This window comes from Evansella halocellulosilytica (assembly GCF_002335745.1).
GTDB lineage: Bacteria > Bacillota > Bacilli > Bacillales > Salisediminibacteriaceae > Bacillus_CA > Bacillus_CA halocellulosilytica.
Window position 1 is genome coordinate 4,707,993 of the sequence record NZ_NIST01000001.1, and the last position, 23,942, is coordinate 4,731,934.

The window sequence follows — 23,942 nt, forward strand, 5'->3', positions numbered from 1 at the left end:
AGGGTGTCCTCAAAATACTTTAGAGGCTCCCTCTTTTTAAATCGTTTTATTTCGCAACACCGTTTGCTGCTTGCTCTTTAATGATATCTGCTTTATCCGTGCGCTCCCAAGGCAAGTCAATATCTGTACGGCCAAAATGTCCGTAAGCTGCTGTCTGCTTGTAAATTGGGCGGCGAAGATCGAGCATTTTAATAATGCCTGCTGGACGTAAGTCAAAATTGTTACGAACAACTTCAGCTAATACATCTTCAGATACTTTACCTGTTCCGAATGTATCAATCGCAATTGAGACAGGTTGAGCTACCCCGATTGCATATGCCAGCTGTACTTCACAGCGATCTGCTAAACCAGATGCAACAATGTTTTTCGCTACGTATCTGGCAGCATATGCTGCTGATCGATCAACTTTTGTCGCATCTTTCCCTGAGAACGCTCCACCACCGTGACGTGCGTATCCTCCGTAAGTGTCGACAATGATTTTTCTGCCAGTTAATCCTGCATCACCTTGAGGTCCGCCAATAACAAATCGACCTGTTGGATTAATGAAGTATTTCGTTTCATTATCTAGTAAATCCGCTGGAACAACCGGCTTAATAACATGTTCATGAAGATCTTCTTTAATCTGTTCAAGTTGAACTTCAGGATGATGCTGTGTTGAAATGACAATTGTATCGACTCTTATCGGCTGATCATTTTCATCATATTCGACGGTTACTTGTGTCTTACCGTCTGGACGTAAATAATCAATCGTTTCGTTTTTTCGTACTTCACTTAAGCGTCGAGACAGCCTGTGAGACAATGAAATTGGCAATGGCATGAGCTCTTCTGTTTGATTATCTGCATAACCAAACATTAAGCCTTGGTCTCCTGCACCAATCGCATCTAGTTCTGCCTCTGTCATTTGACCTTCTCGCGCTTCAAGAGCTTGGTCTACCCCTTGTGCAATATCTGCTGACTGCTCATCAATTGATGTGAGCACAGCACACGTTTCATAGTCAAATCCATATTTAGCACGAGTATAGCCAATTCCTTTCACTGTTTCACGAACAATTTTTGGAATATCGACATACGTAGACGTTGAAATCTCTCCAGCAACAAGGACAAGTCCCGTATTAACCGATGTTTCACACGCCACACGAGCATTCGGATCATTCTTCATAATTTCATCTAAAATTGCATCTGATATTTGGTCACAAATTTTATCCGGGTGACCTTCCGTGACTGATTCAGAAGTAAACAAACGACGTTTCTCTGCCACAGTACGTACCTCCTTCGAAATCTCTATCCTATAGGATATGTTTATTGAATTGACGGTACTCGTTCTCCCGGCAGAATGGTTTGAAGCAACGGTTTTTACGTTACTTTAATGTAGGAATAAAAAACGTTAATGTTATTCCTAATAATCCAAGAGTTTTGTCAAAAAGAATGAAGTAAACTTCCTGAGCCATCTCTATCAGTTAAAGTAAAAAAACCTTTTCCCTAGCGAGGAAAAGGTTACGTCCCATTCGCCTTTCACCTCTTATCGGTCAAGACATACTCGTAGATATGTCTTGCAGGTTAGCACCGTTCATCATTTTCCGTCTGATGATGGTTGCTGGGCTTCGTCGGGCCTGTCCCTCCGCCTACTCGGGATAAGAGTATCCGTTCGGAAAAAGAATAACTGATTTTCGCCGCCATGTCAATAAATTGACCTATAAATAGGCGATAAATAGGCTTGGAAAATCAAAGAAATAATCCGATGCTCGTTTATTTAAAATGTACAATCTTTAAGGCAAGTTACAGCTTCCCCCGCCACATTGTCCGTTCCCAATTTTATAACGGCGTGCAGCTATCCAATGATACACTTTGTCCCCAATTTTTTTGGCCAATGGTAAATATAAAATCCAAACGAAAGCCCATGCTGCGGGTAATAACCATAACATTCTCCGGACAGCAGAAAAGCCAATATATACATGCCCTTGATTCGTCACTAAGTGCATCGCTTCATTTAACTTATACCTGTCCACTTCCGCAGGCAGCTCTACATGTTCTTTAGAAAAGCCGTCGATCCACTCTATTTTAGCTAACCAGTCTAATTTCATCATTTTTTTACGCGTTTTTCTACATAACGGACATGTACCATCATAATAAATTTGGTGCTTCACAATGATCACCACTTTCATTGAGCGACTATATAAATATGATACAACATATTCCTAAATTAAGAAAATAAAGCTCTCATAAAAAATGATGCACATTTCACCCCAAATAGTATAGACTATTTAAAAATATGTGTTATACTATTTAACAGATTATAAGAACAAGTTTCCCATAATAGTGCGTGTTCAAAAAGGAGGACAAAAAGAGGCGAATAGATCAAGCCGACGAAGTTTTGAGTAGCGGAGCGTATCATGTTAATACGTGAGTAACGGAGAAACGAGTCAACGAGAGGTACGAAAGCTTTTTTCCCAGACTTTGAACATCCACTTATAGATCTGATTAGCCATAATGAAAGGATGAGAAAATCATGAGCACGATCCACTTCGAAACTGAACTTGAGCGCATCTTACGTAACGATCATGTGAATAAGGACTTATCAACTTCTCATTTAATTGAAAAAGCGTTAGAAAGAAATGAAGGTATCTTAACATCAACAGGTGCTTTTCGTGCAACAACTGGAACATATACTGGACGGTCTCCTAAAGACAGATTCATTGTAGAGGAGCGCTCAACTGTCGATAAAATTGATTGGGGTAGCATTAATCAGCCGATTTCTTCCGATGTTTTCGAAAGATTATACTTAAAAGTGTTACACTATTTAGGCGATCAAGATGAATTGTTTGTGAGACACGGTTTTGCTGGCGCAGATAAAAATCACCGACTGCCTATTCGTATCGTCAATGAATTTGCATGGCATAATTTATTTGTTAAGCAATTGTTTATTCGGCCAACTGAAGAGGAACTAAACTCACTTATACCGGAATTTACAATTGTCTCAGCGCCTGGGTTTAAAGCAAACCCTGAAGTGGATGGTACAAAATCAGAGGCATTCATTATCGTTTCTTTAGAAAAGCGCACCATTTTAATCGGCGGAACAGAATATGCTGGCGAGATGAAGAAATCAATCTTCTCAATTATGAATTATTTACTTCCTGAAAAAAGTATCTTATCTATGCACTGTTCTGCAAATGTCGGGACAGAAGGTGACGTAGCCTTATTTTTCGGTTTATCAGGAACCGGCAAAACGACGCTTTCAGCTGATCCACACAGAAGTTTAATTGGTGACGATGAGCACGGCTGGTCTGCGAACGGTGTCTTCAATATTGAAGGCGGCTGTTATGCGAAATGCATTCATTTATCAAAAAAGAAAGAACCGCAAATTTTTAATGCGATCCGATTTGGCTCGGTGCTCGAAAATGTCGTTGTCAATCATGAGACGAGAGAGGCTGACTATGATGACAATTATTATACTGAAAATACTCGAGCAGCTTACCCTATCGAATTAATTCCTAATTCGTCCATGCCAAGCATCGCAGGACATCCTAGTACGATCGTTTTCTTAACTGCTGACGCATTTGGCGTTCTTCCACCGATTAGCAAGCTTACGAAAGAACAAGCGATGTATCATTTCTTATCAGGCTATACGAGCAAACTTGCTGGTACTGAACGTGGAATTACAGAGCCTGAAGCGACGTTCTCAACGTGCTTCGGATCTCCGTTTTTACCGCTTCCAGCGATGACTTACGCGAAAATGCTCGGTGAAAAAATCAATGAACACAATGTTGAAGTCTTCCTCGTTAATACCGGCTGGTCAGGTGGCCCTTACGGTGTCGGTAAACGAATGAATTTACCTTATACACGTGCAATGGTGCAAGCTGCATTGGAAGGCGAACTGAATTCAGCAGAAACCGTAACTGACCAAATATTTGGCTTACACGTTCCTAAGCATTGTCCTGGAGTACCAGATGAGGTCCTTCAACCAAGAGATACTTGGACAGATCAAGAAGCTTATGATCAAAAAGCGAAAGAACTTGCTCAAAAGTTTAAAGCTAATTTTAAAAAATTTGAGGATGTTCCTGCAGAAATTATCAACGCTGGACCATTTGTTTAAGAAATAGACTTGGAGCACAGCTCCTAGTCTTTTTTATTTTGATAGCATTGTTTTCATTATATTATTAATTAATCGACTTAGCATTTTTATAGATGTAAGGTGTACGTTTCTTCATTAATTCCTTCCTATTTATCAGTTCAACAGATCCCTCTCCGATCCTATTCAGCTTATTTTTCGTAGGACAACAGGCTCTCCCGCACACATTTATTCATTCGAACATATTTTATCATATCAGCGTATACCTAATTTTCTCAGGAGGGTTGAAAATGAAATTCATAAAAATAGGATTATTGGCCCTTTTTTGCTTTATCGGGGTCTTAATCGTTTCTGGATGTGGATCTGACGACGACATGACTGAAGTTCGTGTCGCTGAAGTTACCCGTTCCATATTTTATGCACCACAATACGTAGCCATCTCTGAAGGATTTTTTGAAGAAGAAGGGCTCGACATCGACTTGACGACGACGTGGGGTGGCGACAACACGATGGTCGCCTTATTATCTGACGGTGCCGATATTGCGTTAGTAGGTGCAGAAACTTCGATTTATGTGTATGCACAAGACTCAAATGACCCAGCGATTAACTTTGCTCAACTTACGCAAACAGATGGAACATTCCTCGTTTCTCGTGAACCTGTTGAAGACTTTTCTTGGGATGATTTAAAAGGCAGTACGTTCCTCGGTCAACGAGTTGGTGGAATGCCACAAATGGTTGGGGAGTTTGTGTTGAAAGAAAACGGGATTGACCCTCATTCAGATCTCGAGCTTATTCAAAATATCGAATTCGGTAATATTCCATCTGCCTTTGCATCCGGTACTGGGGATTACGTACAGCTCTTTGAGCCGCAAGCAACGATGTTTGAAGATGAAGGTATCGGTTATATCGTCGATTCGTTTGGAACGCAATCTGGAAACGTCCCATATACTGTCTACATGGCAAGAGAGAGCTTTATTGATGAAGACTCTGAAACGATTGAACGTTTTACACGAGCACTGCATCGAGCACAAGCGTGGGTACACGAGCAGCCTGCTGATGTCGTAGCCGAATCGATTGCTGACTTCTTTGATGACACACCACTCGATGTAATTGAGCAAGTGGTTGAACGTTATCGTGATCAAGGTTCATTTGCAGAATCACCATTACTTCAAGAAGATGCCTGGTATCACTTGCAGGCAATCATGGACGAAGCAGGGGAACTCCCAGAAGAAATTTCTTATGAAGATTTGGTTAATACGGACATTCCAACAAAAATCATGAATGAATAATACCAGGTGAGAGGAGGAGTCAAATTTGGCACTATTAAAACTATCCAACGTCCAAAAAACTTTTTTTTCAAAAGAAACCGTAACAGTCGCTGTTGAGAATGTGAGTTTTTCAGTTGAAAAAGGAGAATTTATCTCATTAATTGGACCTAGTGGCTGTGGCAAAACAACGCTCCTTTCCCTCATATCAGGGTTACTTAAACCAACTGAAGGAAAAATCGAATTGGATGGTAAAGTTATAAGCAAGCCGACACCAGCTACAGGTTATATGCTGCAGCAAGATTATTTATTTCCTTGGCTGAAAATCGAAGATAATATCTCACTCGGATTAAGAACGATGAAGCAGCTTTCACATGAAAAGAAGATACACGCAAGGTTTCTTTTAGACCAGATGGGACTCATTGATAAAGTAAATGATTATCCGAGTCAGCTGTCAGGCGGGATGAGGCAGCGCGTCGCATTAGTACGAATGCTCTCAACAGATCCGAAGCTGCTATTATTAGATGAGCCGTTTTCAGCTTTAGATTATCAAACGAAATTGAAACTTGAAGATCTCGTTTTTTCTACAATTAAGGAGCAAGAAAAAACAGCCATTTTAGTCACGCATGATATCGGTGAGGCGATTGCGATGAGTGACAAAGTATATTTACTAGGTCACCGGCCAGGAAGCATTAAGAAAACTTTTCATATACCTGACGAATTAAAAACGAGACTCCCATTTAAAGCTCGTAGTCACCCGCTTTTTAACGAGTGGTTCCAAGACATTTGGAAGGAGCTGGAGTCCCTTGAACAATAAACTTAAAGAAATGCATGCAGCTTATATTCAACACCTTAGAAAGGAAAAACGCCTCATTCACATGACCCAAATTAGCATTCTTGTCTTATTTTTCAGCATGTGGGAAATTGCAGCAAGCCAGCGCTGGATTGATCCGTTACTCTTTAGCTCTCCTTCAAGGGTTTGGGAGTTGTTTATAAGTAGAATTCAGGATGGCAGTCTCTTTAATCATATGAGTATTACCCTGTTTGAGACGATACTTGGGTTTTTACTCGGTACGTTTTTAGGAACATTATTTGCTGCAATCTTGTGGTGGTCCCCGTTTATCTCTCGTGTGGCTGATCCGTACCTCGTTGTCTTAAACTCGATGCCAAAAGTCGCACTCGGACCGTTGTTAATTGTTGGCTTAGGACCAAACTTCAGCTCGATCATTGCGATGGGGGCGCTCATATCTGTTATTATTACGACGATCGTTGTCTACAACGCGTTTAAAGGAGTAGATGATAACTACCTTAAAGTGATCCAATCGTTCGGAGCGACGAAACGACAGTCGTTTTTTTCTGTCATTTTCCCTGCTTCGTATCCAACGATCATTTCAACCTTAAAAGTAAATGTTGGTCTTGCATGGGTAGGCGTAATCGTTGGAGAATTTCTCGTTTCAAAACAAGGACTAGGATATATGATTATTTATGGATTCCAAGTCTTTAATTTTACATTAGTCATGCTGTCACTGATCATCATCGCGATTTTAGCTACATGCATGTATCAACTAGTCGAACTACTGGAGAAAAGACTAATCCCAAGCCACAGAAAGTAACTATCCGCCCGTCAAACGGGCGGTTTTAATTTCGCTCTATAAGGGCACTTTACCACCAGAGTCCTTTAAGGGACCTTATTAATTCGGTCCATGCCAAAAGTATTTTGAGGACATCTCTTTTCATAATCAAATAGAATTTTCCATCTATTCGTACGTTTAAAGATATCTCATGATTACAACCCTTAAAGGTTTATTTTCACACAGGCAGAGCATGTAGTTTAAAAAGACTATAATAAAAGCACAAGTTCCTTTATAAATGTTCACTTGAGAGCATCAGTTTTCTTCTTTCGATCTCCATTAAGCTGTTTGGCAGGACATCGTCTTTCATAATAAAACTATATTCACGATTCACACGGACATCTTCAGGCAATTGTTTTAAAATTTTCGGACCTTTCGTTTCAAAATAATTACTTTTCGTAATAAGGTCATCAACTATAGCAAAATAGACATTTTTTATGACCATTTCTTTTTTGCCATCGACTTTATATTGACCAATATAATGTAGTTCTCTCACTTTACCACCAGTTTCTTCAAACACTTCTCGAACTGCCGCTTCTTCAGCCGTTTCCCCTTCTTCTACTTTCCCTCCTGGAAACTCAAGTCCTCGAGATGGATGGATCGTTAACAGCCAATTCCCACGATATTTACTCACTATCCAAACATGTTTTGGAGCTTTTGAAAATGGATGGTCTTCAGTTGAAAAGGTTACGGTATTGTGATAATAATCTTTAAATTGAATTTGTTGTCTCAGGACCATCACTCCCTTTTACTTCAGCTTGTCTCAATTCATATTGTAATGTTCTCAAAACCTAATGTCCAAATATTATTATGACCACAATTCGTACAAACCATTATGTGTATGTGAATCTACTGAAAAAGTAATGATGTCCTTTCAAAAATCCTGCCAAAACTCCACGTCCTGTGGCATGTCCGGCATTAGGACGTCCTGTCCGTCGAAGCAACTCGATGATTATTCGTGAAGAAAATTCTAGTGGAGTCTACTTTTTTAACGGAAATGCTTTCATAAAGGGGTTTCAGTAGGCTCTATGTATGTAAAGGGTCTTTTATCATTATACAAGAATGAAGGACAATTTTTCTCTAGAAAAAACCAACAAAAATGGTTCCATCCATCTAATAACGATGATTGGAACCATATTTCACTAATTTTGGCTAAGTATGACCAAGCTTGATTTCCCAAAGTTAAAAAGAGACTGTATTTTTATTTAAAACTTCCAAATGTGTCGATAATATGTCGCCTTTATCTCCAAGAATCGGATAGACTTGTATCGTTCCTTTCGCTAGCACTTGAAGTTCTTTCATTTTATCTTCGTGTTCGTGAACAATCGTTGCTACTTTTTGATTTTCTCTGACGAGCGAATGTAGAAGTTCAGCATCAACATAATTAAGGCATTTTTCAAGTTTTCTACCGCCGGTTACAAACCATAATGAACGCTCTTCTTCAGATTTTCCGTCATTTTCAACAAAACCATGCTCGACAAACTCTATCCCTTCATGCTCCACTGTTTCATGCTTACCAGATAATAAGTTCACGACATCTTCGATAATAGCACTTGCTGTAGGATACTTTCCAGCCCCCGGACCTTGAAGCATTACAGATCCGACGATACTCCCTTGGATATGAATTCCATTATTTTCAGCTTCGACACTATATAATGGGTGATCATGAAGTACAAAGCTCGGTTTCACTGAACCGTCCACACGATCACCATGTTTTCGTAACTTTGCGATATGTTTAATTTTCCCATTTAACTGATGGGCAAGAACGAGATCATCAACGTGAATGTGTCGAATCCCAATTGGAGCTTGATCGTTCCAGACAGGAGAACGACCGTAAATCCATTGACTTAATATGTTCGTTTTAAAATATGCGTCCCATCCGTCGACATCTTTGTCAGGGACTGCTTCTGCAAATCCTTTTTCTTGTGCTTCTGACAATGCTTGTGAAAATGGGGCTCCTTCTTGTCTCATTTTTGTCAGGATGAAATTAGACGTGCCGTTTACAATCCCTTCCAATCGATCGATTGTATTCGTTTTTAAAGTATGACGTAACGTATTTAATAGTGGAATTCCGCCTGCTACTGCTGCTTCAAACAGGAGATGGCAACCGTGATCTGAAGCGATCTCGTATAGCTCATCACCATACGTTGCAATAAGCTCTTTATTTGCAGATACGACTGATATGCCTTCTTGTAAAAGCTGCTTTACATACGGTAAGCCAGTTTCTGCATCTGGAGTTGCCTCAATGACAACATCAAGGCTTCGATCATTAATGACTGTATCGAACTCATTCGTTACAAGTGTCTTTTCTCCAACTTCTCTTTCTTTATCTGTATTTTTTACAATGACATATGGAATTTCAAGAGATCTGCCTAGTAATGTCACAAGTTTCTCAGATTTCTTTTCAATCGTCCGATATACTCCTTCACCGACAGTTCCAAAGCCAATAATCGCTAGTTTAAACGATGGATGACTCATAGACGCAAATCCTCCTCTTCCCGATTACATTGATTCAACTCGTTTTCTTTTAACAGACGGCGTAATATTTTCCCGCTAATTTTCGTTTTTGGCAGTTTTTGCAACACTTCAATCTCTCTAGGGGCTGCATGAGCAGCCAAATTCTTTTTTACAAAAGCTCGAATGTCTTCGATTTGGTCCAGCGAATCTTCAAACCCAGACCGAAGCGTTATAAACGCTTTAATGATTTCACCACGAACTGGATCAGGTTTGCCAATAACTCCAGCTTCTGCGACTGCAGGGTGCTCGATTAACTTACTTTCGACTTCAAATGGTCCAACTCGTTCCCCTGAAGTATTAATTAAATCGTCATCGCGACCGTGGAAAAAAATATATTCGTCCTCATCCTTATAAGCAGTATCACCAGAAATGTACCAGCCATCGTCAGTAAAATACGAGTTATACTTTTTCTCGTTTTTCCATATTTCTTTCATTAAGCCTGGCCACGGAGCTTTAACGGCTAACTTACCAACTTCTCCCTTTGGGAGTGGTTTATTGTTTTCATCTAATATACTAACTTTAACACCTGGAAAAGCTCTTCCCATCGATCCTGGCTTAATTGGCTGCGACGGAAAATTAACAATTAAATGTCCGCCAGTTTCAGTCATCCACCAAGTGTCATGAATACGGACGTTTAACGCATCGTTTGCCCAATGGATGACTTCTGGGTTCAAAGGTTCACCTACACTTAACAAGTGACGCAAAGAAGACAAATCGAACTGTTTATAAGTATCACCTTTGCTCATTAGCATTCGGAAAGCAGTCGGAGCACTATACCAAATCGTTACTCCGAACCGTTCGATGAGCTGGTACCACTCACTTGCATCAAACCTGCCGCCGTGAATCACAACTGTTGCACGATTTAACCATGGAGCAAATACACCGTATATACTCCCTGTCACCCAGCCTGGATGTGACGTACACCAATAGACATCATCATCTTGTATATCCAAAACCCATTTTCCGGTAATGATATGATGGGAGATCGTTCGCTGTGCATGCAGGACCCCTTTCGGTTTACCTGTAGACCCTGACGTGTAATGAATTAACATCCCATCTTCTTTTTCGAGCCAAACAACCGGTCTTTCTTCTACTTCTAATTGCTTTCCTTCTCGTTGCAAATCTGTCATTTTCCACGTCTTTATTAACGAAGGAATGTCGTGATAAGGGACTCTTTTGCCTAAATCATCATCTGTAATTAAATATTGCGCCTCACAGTCGACCATCCGTTCCTTCACAGCATCTTCCATAAATGCCTCAAACAACGGTCCGGCAATTGCGCCAACTTTTATCGCTGCTAAAATCGAAAAATAACAGTCAGGAGACTTTGGTAAAAAGATAAATACACGATCACCGACACGGACTCCATTCTTTTTGAGCACTTGCGCATATTGATCTGTCTTCTCTTTTATTTCAGAAAATGTATAACGCTCCTCTTTACTACCTTCCGTAAATAAGAGAGCAACTTTCTCTCCGTGTCCTTCCTCTACATGGCGATCAATACACTCGTAAGCTGCATTCCACTTTCCATACGGTGCATTCCTTAGCTCAGATGTCGCATCTTCCCAGCTAAAGTCCTCGACCATTTTTTCATAATTTTCCAGATTGTGATTTCTCGTATTGTTCGGTTCAATTATCAATTGTCGTTTTATATCTACTGCCATGCAGGGAAGCCCCCTTCTCTTAAATAGTGTTGTATGCTTTTGTTTCATGCAGCACACGTTTTTATGATTTAATTCATCGCCACTTTTGCCTCGGAATCGGCATTTTTCTCGATTTCTAATGCTTTTAAGATTTTTTCTTTTATTTTTGTTAGCTCGATATCTGTTTTTGAACGTGGTTTCGCTTTTCGGATCGTGATGTTTTCATAGACAACCCCTGGCTGACCTTTTAAAACAACGATTCGGTCACATAATGCCAATGCTTCATCAATATCATGAGTTACAAGCACCATCGTCGGTCGATAACTTTCCCATAAATCGAGGAGCATGTTTTGAAGCTGAATCTTTGTAAACGCATCTAGTGCACTGAACGGTTCATCAAGTAATAACGTAGAAGGTTCTGTCACAAGTGCTCTTGCAATAGCAGTACGCTGTGCCATTCCTCCTGACAGCTGCTTCGGATAGTAATGAGCAAAACGGTCCAAGCCAACTTGCTTCAACAGTGTCATTGCCCTGTCGATCTTCTTTGGCTTCTCACCTTCTAAGCCGAAATAAACGTTTTCGACAACGGTTAACCATGGCATTAAACGAGGTTCTTGAAAAATAATCCCAAGCTCTTTTGTGACAGACTTCTTTTCATTTCCATCAATGCGGACGGTTCCTTCATACCCATTATCTAAGCCTGATATTGCCCGTAATATCGTACTCTTTCCACATCCACTCGTTCCGAGGAGTCCAATAATCTCACCTTTTTCAGCTTCAAATGAAACATTCTTAACCGCGACATCACCTTGAAAACTTCTAGTGACTTGCTCAACTGATAAGCTCATTACAAATCCTCCTCTTTATTTCTCATTTCCTTTTTCGATCTGATCTTGCCAATGTAAAGCTCTTATTTGAAGCTTTTTTAAGACAGCGTCAGTCAATTTCCCTAAAATCGCAAATAGAAGAATACTAGCTAAAATGACTTCAGGCTGCAATGTATTTTGCCCAAGTACGAGCAAATAACCGAGTCCTTGGCTTGCTCCCATTAATTCTGCTGCGACAACAAACATCCAACCTAACCCTAGACCGCTTCGTAATCCAACGAAAAACGAAGGTAAGGAGGCTGGTAAAATAATTCTTCGAATGAGTTGAAATGTCGTTAACCCATAGGCCTTCCCAACCTCAATCAATTTTCGGTCAACTGATTGAATTCCTCCGATGACATTTAAATAGACTGGAAAAAATACACCGACAGCAATTAACGTCACCTTCGACCCTTCTCCAATCCCGAGCCACAATATAAATAATGGGACCCACGCTAATGAAGGGATCGCTCGTAAAGCTTGAATGATTGGGTCAAACATCGTTTCTGCTGTTTTAAACATACCGATCACAGAACCAAAGACGACAGCAACGGCCGTTCCCCATAAAAAGCCCCAAAAAATCCGGTAAAGAGTGATCCCTGTATGCTGCCAAAGACTGCCATCAACTCCCATTGACCAAATCGTTTGAACAATTGTTGATGGAGCAGGGAGAAGGCGTGAATCAATGAAATCAAATCTCGTCCCACCCTCCCAAATGAGAATAAGAAGGGTAGGGATAAGGAGAGACAACGAAAACGTTCCCCAAGAAAACGTTGCTTTAACTTTATCCCGATCTTTTATAAGCCTCGTCACGTTTTTCTTAGACGGTCCATTTCCCTCACCTTTTTGTTGTGCTTGGGAAAGTGCCATTCATCTCGCCTCCTTACTAATCAATAACCCGTTCTGCAAAAGATGGATCAATTAATAAATCTACTAAACTTTCAATATCAAGTTCTTCTTCCATCACCCCAGCCTCTTGTAAAACGAAGCCTGCTTCTGTCAAGCTTTCAACATGCTCATCACCCGGAGTAGGATTTGAGAAATTATTTCTTTCTAACTGAAGTTCTGCAACAGCTTGATCCATCTGTGCTTCACGTGCCATAATTTCTACCGTATCTTCAGGGTTATCCAGCACCCATTTTCTTGCTTTTTCATACACTTCTATGACTCGCTCCACAGCGTCAGGATAATCATCTGCAAACTGCTCACGCACATTTAAAAAACCGTACGTATTAAAGCTAGTGTTTCGATAAAATAATTCAGCATCTGTTTCTAATTCTTGACGTGCCATGTGAGGATCAAGTCCAGCCCATGCATCTACTTGACCTGTTGATAATGCATTAGCCCCGTCACTGTGCTGTAAATTGACGACTTCAACATCATCAACACTCAAGCCATGTTCATTTAAAGCACGAACTAAAAAAATATATGGGTCAGTTCCTAACGTTGCGGCAATCGTCTTTCCTGCTAAGTCAGCAGTTGATTGAACACCTGATCCTGATTCCGTCACGAGTGCTGTCCACTCTGGCTGAGAATAAATGTACACATTTTTAATTGGCGCATCATTCCCTTTTGCCATTAAAGCTGCAGCACCTGCAGTTGAACCGAAATCGACACTGTTACTGTTTAAAAATTCAAGTGCACGATTACTTCCTTGGCTTAGGACAAAATCAATCTCTACCCCCTCTTCTTCAAACTCTTCCTCTAGCCATCCGAACTCTTTTACGATTAAACTCGTAGGTGAGTAATACGCATAATCTAATGTAATCGTATCTGGTAAACCGTCTGTCCCTGACGTAGAGGATCCGCATGCAGTACTGAAAATTACAGCAATAACTGCTGTGAGTATTAATCCAAATTTTTTAATCATTGTCATTTTTACATCTCCTCTACTAGTTGATCATTTATATTTCACAAGCGAATGTTGAGATCGTTCCACGTAACCGTTGAGCCTCTTTATACGTGCAGCGGTTATGAACGACATCTATACCTGCTTCCTTCGCAATAATTGCTGCTTTTTCTGAAATTACTCCTTCTTGAAGCCAAAAGATTTTCGGCTGAACAACTGCTGCTTCTTTCGCTAATTCGATTGCCGCTTCCGGGCTTCGGAAAATTTGCACAATATCAATTGGACCTTCAATACTTTTTAGGTTTGGAAACGCTCGTTCTCCTAGCACCTCTATTTCTCTCGGATTAACTGGAATAATTTTGTATCCTAGCCGCTGCATTTTCTTTGCTAGACGGTGACTGGGTCTTGCTTCATTAGAACTTAATCCGACAATCGCTAACGTCTTTTGTCGCTGTACAGACTCACCATTGACTGTCTCAGATGTATATTCGGATGATAGAGCCCATTTAATTACTCCTTCATCGTTAATAACTTTATTATTTTCATTCCCTTCACCCGTTGCTTTTTGAAGAGCTTGATCTAAATCTTTATATAAATCTTCAACATTTTCTATTCCTACAGATAACCGGACAAGATCTTCTGTGACCCCAGTAGCAGCAAGCTCTTCATCAGACAATTGCTGATGTGTCGTAGATGCAGGATGAATAATTAAACTTTTTGCGTCACCGACATTCGCTAAATGCGACCAGAGTGAAATATGATTAATTAACGTCCTCCCTGAATCGCGGCCACCTTTAATACCAAAATTGACGATTGATCCATACCCATTTTCTAACACCTCACTTGCAAGATCGTAGGATGGATGTGATTCTAAGCCTGGATAAGCAACCCAATCGACAGCAGGGTGCTTCTCTAAATAATGAGCTAATTTCAGTGCATTCTCATTGTGCCGCTGAACCCGTAAGTGAAGAGTTTCTAAACCTTGCAGCAATTGGAAAGCATTGAATGGGCTTAAGCAGGAACCAAAATCTCGTAAAAGTTGAACTCTTAATTTTGTTGCAAATGCTAATGTTCCGAAATCTTTTGCGTAAACGACGCCATTATAACTTCTATCAGGCTCTGTAAAATGGGGAAATTTATCTGACTGCCAATTAAATCTCCCTCCATCTACAACGACCCCTCCGATCGATGTCCCGTGACCGCCGATCCACTTTGTCGCCGAATGGACAACAATATCTGCGCCTTGAGTAATCGGCTTACAAACATATGGTGTCGCAAACGTATTATCAATAATTAAAGGAATGCCTGCTTCATGTGCAACATCTGCAACTGCCTTTATGTCAAGAACATGAAGACTCGGATTCCCAATTGTTTCAGCAAAAACAGCTTTCGTTTTCTCATTAATTGCTTTTTTAAAGTTCTCAGGATCTGTCGGGTCTACGAAACGTACGTTAATTCCGTATCGCGGCAATGTGATGGAAAATAAATTGTAAGTCCCTCCGTAAAGGTTTGTTGCAGCAACAATCTCATCACCAGCATCTGCAATGTTTAAGATTGAAAGGGCGATTCCAGCCATTCCTGATGACGTTGCTACTGATGCAACTCCTTCTTCTAATAACGCGATACGCTTTTCAAACACATCGACCGTCGGATTCCCAATTCGACTGTAAATATTCCCTGGTTCATCAAGTGAAAACAAGCTTTCTGCGTGATCTGTATCATGGAAAACGTAAGATGTCGTTTGGTAAATCGGAACAGCACGTGATCCTGTAGTTGGATCTGGCGCCTGCCCACCGTGTAAAAGGACCGTTTCTAAGTTATAAGTTTCATAGTTTTGATCGTTACTCATTTTTCATCTTCCTCCTTAAATTTAAGAACACTACTATTTTTTAATCCTGTATGAAAAAGAAAAACCTTTCCCGAATAGAGAAAGGTTTTCATCAATCAATGTTGCCTTTCTCTCATCTTTCAAAGTCATACAACTTTGCAGGAATTGGCACCTTGCATGGATTGCTTCAGAATGGAAGTCAAAACATACTGGTTGCCGGGCTTCATCGGGCCGGTCCCTCCACCTCTCTTGATAAGAGTTAAACGATATTTTATTTTTTTGTTCTGTTAGTCTCTGTTGTTGGTTTTGTGATGTCGCTTTCGGTGAACACTTGCCGCGGGCATGGTCCCAACTTCCTCTCATTCTTCGCTGCCTGCGGGATTTTCGGCACGTGCTTCTTCCTCTACTAGTTTAGCTTTGTTGCTATCTGCGTCGAAGCAGTTCATCTTGAAGCGAAGATACTTTGTTTGTTGCTGTTCCCGCAGGTGTAATCACCTTCGCTCGTCACATCAACACCTAATTGTTTTATGTTTTTGCATGATCTACAGTGAAATTTAACAGAGCCAATTTTTATAATGCAGAATGAACAATCTCACCCCATTTTTCAAATTCAGCTAAAAACCCGTCATGACCGAAAATCGTTTCTATTTCATGAAAACGGACATTAGCTCCGGTTTCTTTCCAAACATTTGCTAACCGCCTCATCTCTTCTGGCGGATAAAGCAAGTCACCTTGAAACGCAATTAAATCTACATTTTTGCCATATCTTTTTAACACTTCATGAAGGGGACCTCGATTATATTCAAGGTCATGGTGATCCATCGCCTTTAACAAATATAAATAACTGTTTGGGTCAAACCGTTTTGTAAATTTTTCCCCTTGATAGAGTAAATACGATTCTACTTGATAGGCGACTTCATCATGTTGACTGCCCCACTCATGTTTTTGCTCACGATGGAACCGTTGATTGAAGAGACGGTCAGACCGATAGGTGATCATCCCTACCATTCTTGCAACAGACAACCCGTTCACTGGTGGATCTGATTCAGAATAGTTTCCTTGATTCCATTTCGGATCATCGATAATCGCTTTTCTTGCAATCGCATTATAGGATATACCATAGTCACTCATTGCAGGGGTGGCTGCCAATACGATAGCCCGATCTATTCTATCAGGAAACATCACCGCCCACTCAAGGACTTGCATCCCACCTAGCGATCCGCCAATGACTGCTTTTAATTTTGTGACCCCAAGCTGCGATAAAGCTTGCTCTTGTGCACGGACCATATCTCGAACAGTAATGAATGGCAAGCGTGCCTTATATAAATCACCTGTCGCTGGATTGATCGTCGTCGGTCCAGTTGAGCCGTTACATCCACCAATCACATTGAATGTGATCACTTGATTGGTGTTTAAATCAACATATCCTTGATCATCAATTAACCCTCTCCACCAGCCAGGTTCTTCATCAGAACCAACTGTATGCTGGTTTCCAGTTAATGCGTGGCAGACGAGAATTGAATCAGCCATTTTCGGTCCTGCTCTTTCATAAGCTAAGGTGACATTTTTCAGCTCAAGACCAGAGTCCAATTGAAGAGATGAAAGAGTAACGACTCCCGTTTTCACTTCAAATTTTTGTTTTACTTTCACCTTGCCACCTCCTCAAACTATGAAAAATAAAAATCTCTCTGCTTGAAAGTAACAGAGAGATAAACATACTGAGCCTCCCTCTCATCTTTCAAAGCATCTGCTTTGCAGGAATTGGCACCTTACATCGTATCGACCATATGATAAAAGGTCGATCATCTGCTGGTTGCCGGGCTTCATCGGGCCACTCCCTCCGCCTCTCTTGATAAGAGATAATATATATTGTTTTTGGTCATTTTCAAAATATTTTAATAAGTTAATCTTTTAACAGACTAACACTTTAAATTATTAACGTCAATCATTTCCATTAAATTTTTACACAATTTCAAAAAAATTTCCCAGTAAAAAACCCTTTGCTTACGAGTTAGCAAAGGGGTTAATTGAATGGTAAATGTCATTTCGAAGTGGACGAAATGCAGCATTCTCATCTCCCAAAGCTTCTCGCTTTGCAGGAATTAGCACCTTGTACATTACATTGTACCGGTTGCCGGGCTTCACAGGGCCAGTCCCTCCACCTCTCTTGATAAAAAATTCCATAAATTTTTTGAAAACTATGAAGTTGAAGAAAATAATACCATCGTTTTTATTTGATGTCAAAGTATATGATAAAAAAATTTTTTCATGATCCATTTTTAATCAACGGTTAAGTTAAACAGTTGTTAAGAAATACGGTTCTATCGTGTCTTGAACTTTATAACCACCTAAACTTTCGATCTTTTTCTTAAAGTCATGACTGCTCATTACACTGATCAACTTTTGACCTAATTCACTTTCAAAAAATGAACAGCGCATAACAAGGTCATATGATTCTTCTCCGACAGGAACAAAATCTAGGTCCATCGCTTTTGCAGCTGAATAAATGCCCATACCAGCACTTTCTTTATTCATTTTAACCTCAGCTGCTACACTTAAATGTGTGAACATTTCCCGCTCATAACCCTTAATGCAATGAGAATCAATCTCTTGCTCGTTTAAGAGGTGATCAAACAATATTCGCGTTCCAGCACCACGCTGCCTGTTCACATATTCAACATTTTTATTAAGTAAACATCGTATCCCTTGAATATTTAATGGGTTTCCCTTCGGAACAATAAGCCCTTGTTCCCTTTTTAAAAACGGAATGAGTACGATGTCCTCACCAGGCAGATACCGTTCCAAATATGAGACATTATAAACTCCCGTTTCTGGATCGAGCAAATGGCTCCCAGCAATATGGGTTTCTTTCCTTTTGATGGCCATTAATCCTGCCATACTGCCTGTATGACTTGCTGTAATTTGTGCGGATACATCCTCCTCTTTCAGCATCGATGACAGTACGTCAATACATAAATCATGGCTGCCTGAAAAAAGGATCGATGAATCGATTTCTTCTCGTGTTTTATACAATTCTACATCGATTTTTTCCCCTTGCTCTACTCCTAAATGCTCTGGCGGAATAACCAATAACCCATCTGCTTTAACTAATGACATCGTCACACTGGCAGACCTTGTTAATGGGTTCGCAACATATTCTCCGTCTACTTTTCCAAGATGAACACGAATAAAGTCCTCGGAGCCCATATTCGAGACAATTCTTCGTCCTGCCTTAGCAGTAATCGTTTCCCGTTTTTGTAATGGAATATGCAGATAGTGACAAATTAATGGTTGGACAAACCATTCCATCGTTAAATATGCACTTACTGGATAACCTGGAATACCGATGACGATCGTATCATTTATTTTCGCAATACTGACAGGTTTACCGGGTCTCGTTGCTATCCCGTGTGTCACAACTTCTCCAAGCTCTCTCATGATATGAACAGTATAATCCTTAGAACCCGCAGAAGATCCTGCATTAATGACAACAATATCTGCTTCTTTTGTACTATCAATGAGTGCATGACGAATATCATCAGGGCTATCTCGTACAATCGGCTGCAATTGTGGGAAGCCGCCCCATTCTTCAATCATCTGGGCAAATATCGAGCCGTTAAATTCAATCATTTTCCCTCGCTCTACTTTTTCCCCTGGAGAAACGAGTTCATTACCAGATGGTAAAATATGTACGACCGGCTTTTTCATAACTGACACGGTCGTTTGACCGGCAGCCAAAAGAGCTCCAACATCTACTGGCCGCAGTATGTGCCCTTGAGGAAGCAACATTTCACCGTATGTGATGTCTTCACCTACCGGTCTTATTCGCTGCCAAGGTGTTGCTGGAGAGATAATTTCTAATACTCCAGACTCCACTTCATTAACATCTTCGATCATGATGACTGCGTTATATGGATGTGGAATCGCGTTTCCTGTGTCGACATATTCAAAATCGATTCCCTCCTTTAAATAAACTGGATTTGATTCATGTGCCGATTCTGTTTTTTCAGCTAAAACAGCAATGCCATCCATAGCAGAGGCGTGAAAATGAGGGTTTGACATCTGTGCATAGATAGGTGAGGCTGTCACTCGACCGCCTGCCTCTGTTACAGGAATCGTTTCTTCCATCCTTTGAAAATTCGTCAGCTGTAGACATTCTTCCTGAGCAACCCTCCTCGGTTTATCTTCTAAATAGACAGTTCTCTCATATCCCATTCAACTCACTCCTTCGTGTTATGTGCCAGGAAATTGGATGAATAGTTAATCATACCTAAGTGAAAAAGTGTACAGGAACGACTTCCCCTTTTCGTACACCTTCCTTTTTTTCTTCAATTTCTAACAATCCATCACTATCGACTAACGTTTTGACTAGTCCAGATTTCCCAAGAACAGGGAACGCATCGAAGTACCCATCCTCTCTTTTTGTTAACTTTACTCTGACGTAGTCCGTCCTTCCAGGTGATGATGGGAGGTTTTGGGCAGCAATTGCTCTTGTTATAAGTGGTGCTGGTAACAAGCTCTCACCTTGCAAATTTGCTAACATCCGCTTTCCGAACAACTGATAAATGACCATTGCTGATGCAGGATGACCTGGTAATCCGAGGACAGGCTTGTTTGATGACATCGAAAAAATCGTCGGCTTTCCGGGTCTTACAGAGACTCCGTGAACGAGAATTCCTGGCTTCCCATCCCCTAAAGCTTGAATGACTTCTGTTGTGTAGTCTCTCGTCCCGACAGAACTACCTCCTGAAATGACAATAGCATCACACATGTCGAAAAGCTTCTTTGCTTTTTCGTAAAAGTCTGGATAATCATCTTTGGCGATATCACTAACAATCGTTTGATATCCCCATTGCTCAGAAAGTATTGGAATCGTCAATCCGTTCACATCCCGTACCTTTCCACCGTTAACCTCTTTTTCATGAAAAGGGACAATTTCATCCCCGGATGATAGATATCCGACCGTTATTTGCTTCTTTACTTTTACTTTCGCATATCCCATTGACGCCAATGCTCCTATTTCCTGAGCACGAAGACGCTTCCCCTTTTTGAGCATGGTATCCCCTTTGGCAGCATCTTCGCCTTGAAAAATGACGTTTTCATGTTTTGCAACAGACCGATGAACATTTATAAGGTCGCTGTTTACTTCACAATCCTCAATCATGACAACAGCATCAGCTCCTGGTGGAAGCATCCCGCCAGTTGGCACGTACATCGCTTCCCCTTGCTTCACATATTTATGAACGCCTTGTCCCATTTCAACTTCTCCTATACAAGTTAAGAAGCCAGGCAAAGACTCGCTGACACCAAACGTATCTTTCGCAACGACTGCATAGCCATCAACGACAGATCTAGAGAAGGGTGGTACGTCTTCATTAGCTAACACATCTTCTCCAAGTACTCTTTGAAAAGCTTGTTTTAAAGGAATGTCCTCGATTTGATTCGTCTCTTCAACCATCTCATCAATTATCTGATTCATTTTTGCAACAGATTGTACTCGAAAAAAATTCATTGCTCCCCCACCTTTTGAGTCCGTATCAATTTGGTGCTCTAATCAAATTGTTTCGTTACCCATTCAAATTCTTCTGGATGATTCATATTATAAAAAGCCCGCTCAATCTCCTCATTACTGAAGCCTGCATCAATCAACTCATTCTTTGAAACGTAATAAATCAATATTTGATTAAGTGCTTCTCTTATTTTTAATTGATTTCTTTTTAACTGTCTTTCAAAAGCAGGCGCTGCAGATGTTTTATATAAAGCATATAAAGGGTGAACCCTTCCATTGACAGATGGTACAACACCTTCTATTCCTTCATGTTTCGTTTTACTAACCATATAGTCTGCAATCTTCTGTGAGAAAAATGGCAAGTCACACGCTGCAAAGAAATTCCACTCTGTTTTTGATTGTTCAAGGCATGCATGTAATCCTGCCAGCGGTCCTTTCTCCTCATAAACATCACCTATGATTTTTACATTTAAAAAGGCATAAGGTTGTTGATCGTTCGCTGCGATCACAATCTCACTTGAAAAGCTTTCTAATTCTTTTTTTATTCGTTCGATATTCGTCGCATTTCCAACTGAAAGCAAGGCTTTATCTCTCCCCATTCGGCTTGATTTTCCACCTGCTAAAATGATTCCTGTGACCTTTTCCAAGCAAGACACGCCTTTCTATCTCGTTTTCTATTACTCTTTGAAGAGATGTTAATCGTTACTGCTTCCCCTTGTGTCAAAACTTTCTAAATGAGGAACATTCTCTTTACTCATCGCCATAACCTTCTTGTTGAGCAATAAAATCTAAGTGTATCGTTTCCAAATCAAGCATAGCTGCCTCTTTCACTTTAGACAATTGATCTGAATCGATTGCTTTTAAGTAATTTCTACACGTTTTACATACTTCAATTTTTGCCTGACTATCTTCTTCAACCGTAATATAAATGATATTGTCACTTCTATCTTCACCGCAATGCATACATGATACAGGTTTTCCGTGCCATTTTGATTCACAGCGTGGGCAAAGTAAAAGCTTCTCTTGTTCTCCTTCAATCATAGCAATTCGGGGCGGTTCACCACAGCATGGGCAAGTCCCCATTACACTCCATTGGTGGAGAAATGGGACACATTTTTCACCAATAATTTGCAGAAATGGCCGTAACGCTTGTTCAGCAACAAAATGCGGCAGCCAAGGATCTACATTAATCCCTTCAGAGAAGTTATGAAAGTATGCTGTATTAAAAGTGATTGCAGCTTTAATCCACTCTGTCAAAGCCTCATCTGTTAATGTACTCTTTATTTCCGTAAGGTCGTAGGCAAGCTCAGGGTGTCCCGTTTGTAAAAATGTCCGTATCGTTTCAACGGCATCTTTATATAATGGTACAGGAACTGGACTGACATTTAATTGAGGTAATACCGGAATCGTTTGATTAAAATCATCTGGATTTAAACGTATATTCATTTTTTCATGAATCGTTTCCCTTATCTCATTTTGCTTTTTCATAATTCCTTTTTGCAATTCAATATATTGTTCTGACACGACATTCGGCTTCATTTACATTCCCCCTCCTTACCTTTTTACGTTTCTTAACCTGTGAATATTCCTCGTACCATTTTCTTTTAGAAGATGTTCAAAAGTCCGGGTAAAATAACTTTCACTTTAACAAACAATAAATGATGTTACTAATTTCTATCTTTCTGCCTGAAAATCCTTTCGAATATTCAGAAAACAACTCCCGTCATTTCATTGGGCTTTTTCATGAAGGTGTCAAGCAATCTCGATATTTGTTTTTACATGAAAGTAAGCTACAATGAAACCGACAAATCTACTAGTCATTATCGTTAATTTAGGAGGTACTAGTTTGCAATCATTATTAAAAATGACAGCGGTCATTCTTATTATTGTACTTGCTTTTGTTTATTTTTTTTACGATTATGTAAGTTCAACCCATTCCCCTAGTGATTTTCCTGCAGCAGATTTAACAGGAATGAAGAAAACAAGGGAGCTCCCTCAATTCGGCATGATCAATATGGAAGAAAAAGTCGATGTCCAAACTGTAAAAAAACGGTGGACAAGCAGTGATGTTCGTGCAAATGAATGGGGAGAACAAGTTTCAGGTGTAAAAAACCGATTACATACGACTGATCAAGTCATTGCCTTAACTTTTGACGCTTGCGGTGGGATATATGGTAACGGGTTTGATGAGGAATTAATTGAGTTTCTCCGTCAAGAGCGAATTCCTGCAACACTTTTTATCAATTATCGGTGGATTGAAGAAAATACCGAACAATTCATTGATTTATCTGAAGATGAACTGTTCCGTATTGAAAATCACGGGACAGCACACTTACCATTATCGATACATGGGCGAGGTGCATGGGGGATTGATGGAACGAGTTCAGTGGAAGAAGTCATTGATGAAGTGATGATCAATCAAGAGAAAATTATTGAAATAACAGGGGATATACCTCGTTTTTTCCGTTCAGGTACAGCTTATTATGATGATATTGCGGTCGAAATTGTCGAGAACTTAGGATTAACAGTCGTCAATTATGATATTTTAGGTGATGCAGGAGCAACGTACTCAAGCAACCAAGTGAAAAACGCCTTATTACAATCTGAACGAGGATCGATCCCCTTGCTTCATATGAATCAGCCTGAAAGTGGGACAGCTGAAGGTGTAAAGCAAGCAGTTCCACTGTTAAAAGAGCAAGGGTTCGAATTCGTTCACATTCACGACTATGAGTTAATTGAATAAATTGAAATGATATGCCAGACCCATT

Annotated in this window: 19 protein-coding genes and 4 riboswitches; of the genes, 5 read left to right on the top strand and 14 right to left on the bottom strand. The window is 40.3% G+C overall.

The genetic code is table 11. The features are described from left to right. Nucleotides 1–46: 46 nt before the first annotated feature. Together metK and CD001_RS22340 are read right to left on the bottom strand one after the other, a co-directional pair. The gene (metK, locus tag CD001_RS22335; protein ID WP_096189819.1) at nucleotides 47–1,258 is read right to left on the bottom strand and encodes a methionine adenosyltransferase; all 1,212 of its coding nucleotides are present in this window, start codon (nucleotides 1,256–1,258) and stop codon (nucleotides 47–49) included. A gap of 258 nt (nucleotides 1,259–1,516) precedes the next feature. Then, a riboswitch (SAM riboswitch) is annotated at nucleotides 1,517–1,638 on the bottom strand. 128 nt (nucleotides 1,639–1,766) lie between these two features. Then, the gene (locus CD001_RS22340; protein WP_179298864.1) at nucleotides 1,767–2,144 is read right to left on the bottom strand and encodes a thiol-disulfide oxidoreductase DCC family protein; all 378 of its coding nucleotides are present in this window, start codon (nucleotides 2,142–2,144) and stop codon (nucleotides 1,767–1,769) included. 362 nt (nucleotides 2,145–2,506) lie between these two features. Between CD001_RS22340 and pckA the strand changes: the two genes are divergently transcribed. From pckA to CD001_RS22360, 4 genes are all read left to right on the top strand, one after another. Beyond that, nucleotides 2,507–4,090, top strand: coding sequence for a phosphoenolpyruvate carboxykinase (ATP) (pckA, locus tag CD001_RS22345; protein WP_096189821.1), 1,584 nt, complete (start codon nucleotides 2,507–2,509; stop codon nucleotides 4,088–4,090). A 266-nt stretch (nucleotides 4,091–4,356) separates the two neighbouring features. Next, complete coding sequence (locus CD001_RS22350) at nucleotides 4,357–5,355, top strand: ABC transporter substrate-binding protein (protein WP_096189822.1); 999 nt, start codon at nucleotides 4,357–4,359, stop codon at nucleotides 5,353–5,355. 25 nt (nucleotides 5,356–5,380) lie between these two features. Next, nucleotides 5,381–6,148, top strand: a complete 768-nt coding sequence (locus CD001_RS22355) for an ABC transporter ATP-binding protein (RefSeq protein WP_096189823.1) — start codon at nucleotides 5,381–5,383, stop codon at nucleotides 6,146–6,148. Between the two features lie 10 nt (nucleotides 6,149–6,158). Then, nucleotides 6,159–6,944, top strand: coding sequence for an ABC transporter permease (locus CD001_RS22360; protein ID WP_096190725.1), 786 nt, complete (start codon nucleotides 6,159–6,161; stop codon nucleotides 6,942–6,944). 250 nt (nucleotides 6,945–7,194) lie between these two features. On the opposite strand, the gene ytkD is transcribed toward CD001_RS22360, so the two are convergent. The 12 genes from ytkD to CD001_RS22420 all read right to left on the bottom strand — a co-directional run bounded on the left by ytkD (nucleotide 7,195) and on the right by CD001_RS22420 (nucleotide 22,713). Next, a complete protein-coding gene (gene ytkD / locus CD001_RS22365) occupies nucleotides 7,195–7,701 on the bottom strand; it encodes an RNA deprotection pyrophosphohydrolase (RefSeq protein ID WP_096189824.1) in 507 nt (168 codons plus the stop codon). A 443-nt stretch (nucleotides 7,702–8,144) separates the two neighbouring features. Further along, on the bottom strand, nucleotides 8,145–9,440 hold the full coding sequence (locus tag CD001_RS22370; RefSeq protein WP_096189825.1) for a homoserine dehydrogenase: 1,296 nt from the start codon (nucleotides 9,438–9,440) through the stop codon (nucleotides 8,145–8,147). Then, complete coding sequence (acsA, locus tag CD001_RS22375; RefSeq protein WP_096189826.1) at nucleotides 9,437–11,143, bottom strand: acetate--CoA ligase; 1,707 nt, start codon at nucleotides 11,141–11,143, stop codon at nucleotides 9,437–9,439. The genes CD001_RS22370 and acsA overlap by 4 nt, the downstream gene beginning before the upstream one ends. 68 nt (nucleotides 11,144–11,211) lie before the next feature. Continuing rightward, the gene (locus tag CD001_RS22380; RefSeq protein WP_096189827.1) at nucleotides 11,212–11,970 is read right to left on the bottom strand and encodes an ABC transporter ATP-binding protein; all 759 of its coding nucleotides are present in this window, start codon (nucleotides 11,968–11,970) and stop codon (nucleotides 11,212–11,214) included. Nucleotides 11,971–11,985: 15 nt separating this feature from the next. Further along, nucleotides 11,986–12,858: an ABC transporter permease gene (locus CD001_RS22385; protein ID WP_096189828.1), complete on the bottom strand. Its 873-nt coding sequence runs from the start codon at nucleotides 12,856–12,858 to the stop codon at nucleotides 11,986–11,988. Between the two features lie 16 nt (nucleotides 12,859–12,874). Continuing rightward, nucleotides 12,875–13,864 (bottom strand): aliphatic sulfonate ABC transporter substrate-binding protein, encoded by a 990-nt coding sequence (locus CD001_RS22390; protein WP_407081124.1) that lies wholly within the window; start codon nucleotides 13,862–13,864, stop codon nucleotides 12,875–12,877. Nucleotides 13,865–13,892: 28 nt separating this feature from the next. Then, nucleotides 13,893–15,686 (bottom strand): PLP-dependent aspartate aminotransferase family protein, encoded by a 1,794-nt coding sequence (locus CD001_RS22395; RefSeq protein WP_096189829.1) that lies wholly within the window; start codon nucleotides 15,684–15,686, stop codon nucleotides 13,893–13,895. Nucleotides 15,687–15,795: 109 nt separating this feature from the next. Further along, nucleotides 15,796–15,924, bottom strand: a riboswitch (SAM riboswitch). Nucleotides 15,925–16,235: 311 nt separating this feature from the next. Further along, a complete protein-coding gene (gene metX, locus CD001_RS22400; protein WP_096189830.1) occupies nucleotides 16,236–17,315 on the bottom strand; it encodes a homoserine O-acetyltransferase MetX in 1,080 nt (359 codons plus the stop codon). A 78-nt stretch (nucleotides 17,316–17,393) separates the two neighbouring features. Beyond that, nucleotides 17,394–17,524, bottom strand: a riboswitch (SAM riboswitch). Between the two features lie 209 nt (nucleotides 17,525–17,733). Next, a riboswitch (SAM riboswitch) is annotated at nucleotides 17,734–17,842 on the bottom strand. Between the two features lie 118 nt (nucleotides 17,843–17,960). After that, nucleotides 17,961–19,880, bottom strand: a complete 1,920-nt coding sequence (locus CD001_RS22405; RefSeq protein ID WP_096189831.1) for a molybdopterin biosynthesis protein — start codon at nucleotides 19,878–19,880, stop codon at nucleotides 17,961–17,963. A 55-nt stretch (nucleotides 19,881–19,935) separates the two neighbouring features. After that, complete coding sequence (locus tag CD001_RS22410) at nucleotides 19,936–21,177, bottom strand: molybdopterin molybdotransferase MoeA (protein WP_096189832.1); 1,242 nt, start codon at nucleotides 21,175–21,177, stop codon at nucleotides 19,936–19,938. Nucleotides 21,178–21,215: 38 nt separating this feature from the next. Continuing rightward, complete coding sequence (gene mobA, locus CD001_RS22415; protein ID WP_096189833.1) at nucleotides 21,216–21,821, bottom strand: molybdenum cofactor guanylyltransferase; 606 nt, start codon at nucleotides 21,819–21,821, stop codon at nucleotides 21,216–21,218. A 103-nt stretch (nucleotides 21,822–21,924) separates the two neighbouring features. Continuing rightward, nucleotides 21,925–22,713 carry a formate dehydrogenase accessory protein FdhE gene (locus tag CD001_RS22420; protein WP_096189834.1) on the bottom strand — a complete coding sequence of 263 codons (789 nt, stop codon included), beginning with the start codon at nucleotides 22,711–22,713 and terminating at the stop codon, nucleotides 21,925–21,927. Between the two features lie 307 nt (nucleotides 22,714–23,020). On the opposite strand from CD001_RS22420, the gene CD001_RS22425 reads away from it, so the two are divergent. Then, nucleotides 23,021–23,917, top strand: a complete 897-nt coding sequence (locus CD001_RS22425; protein WP_257009905.1) for a polysaccharide deacetylase family protein — start codon at nucleotides 23,021–23,023, stop codon at nucleotides 23,915–23,917. The last annotated feature ends 25 nt before the right edge of the window (nucleotides 23,918–23,942 follow it).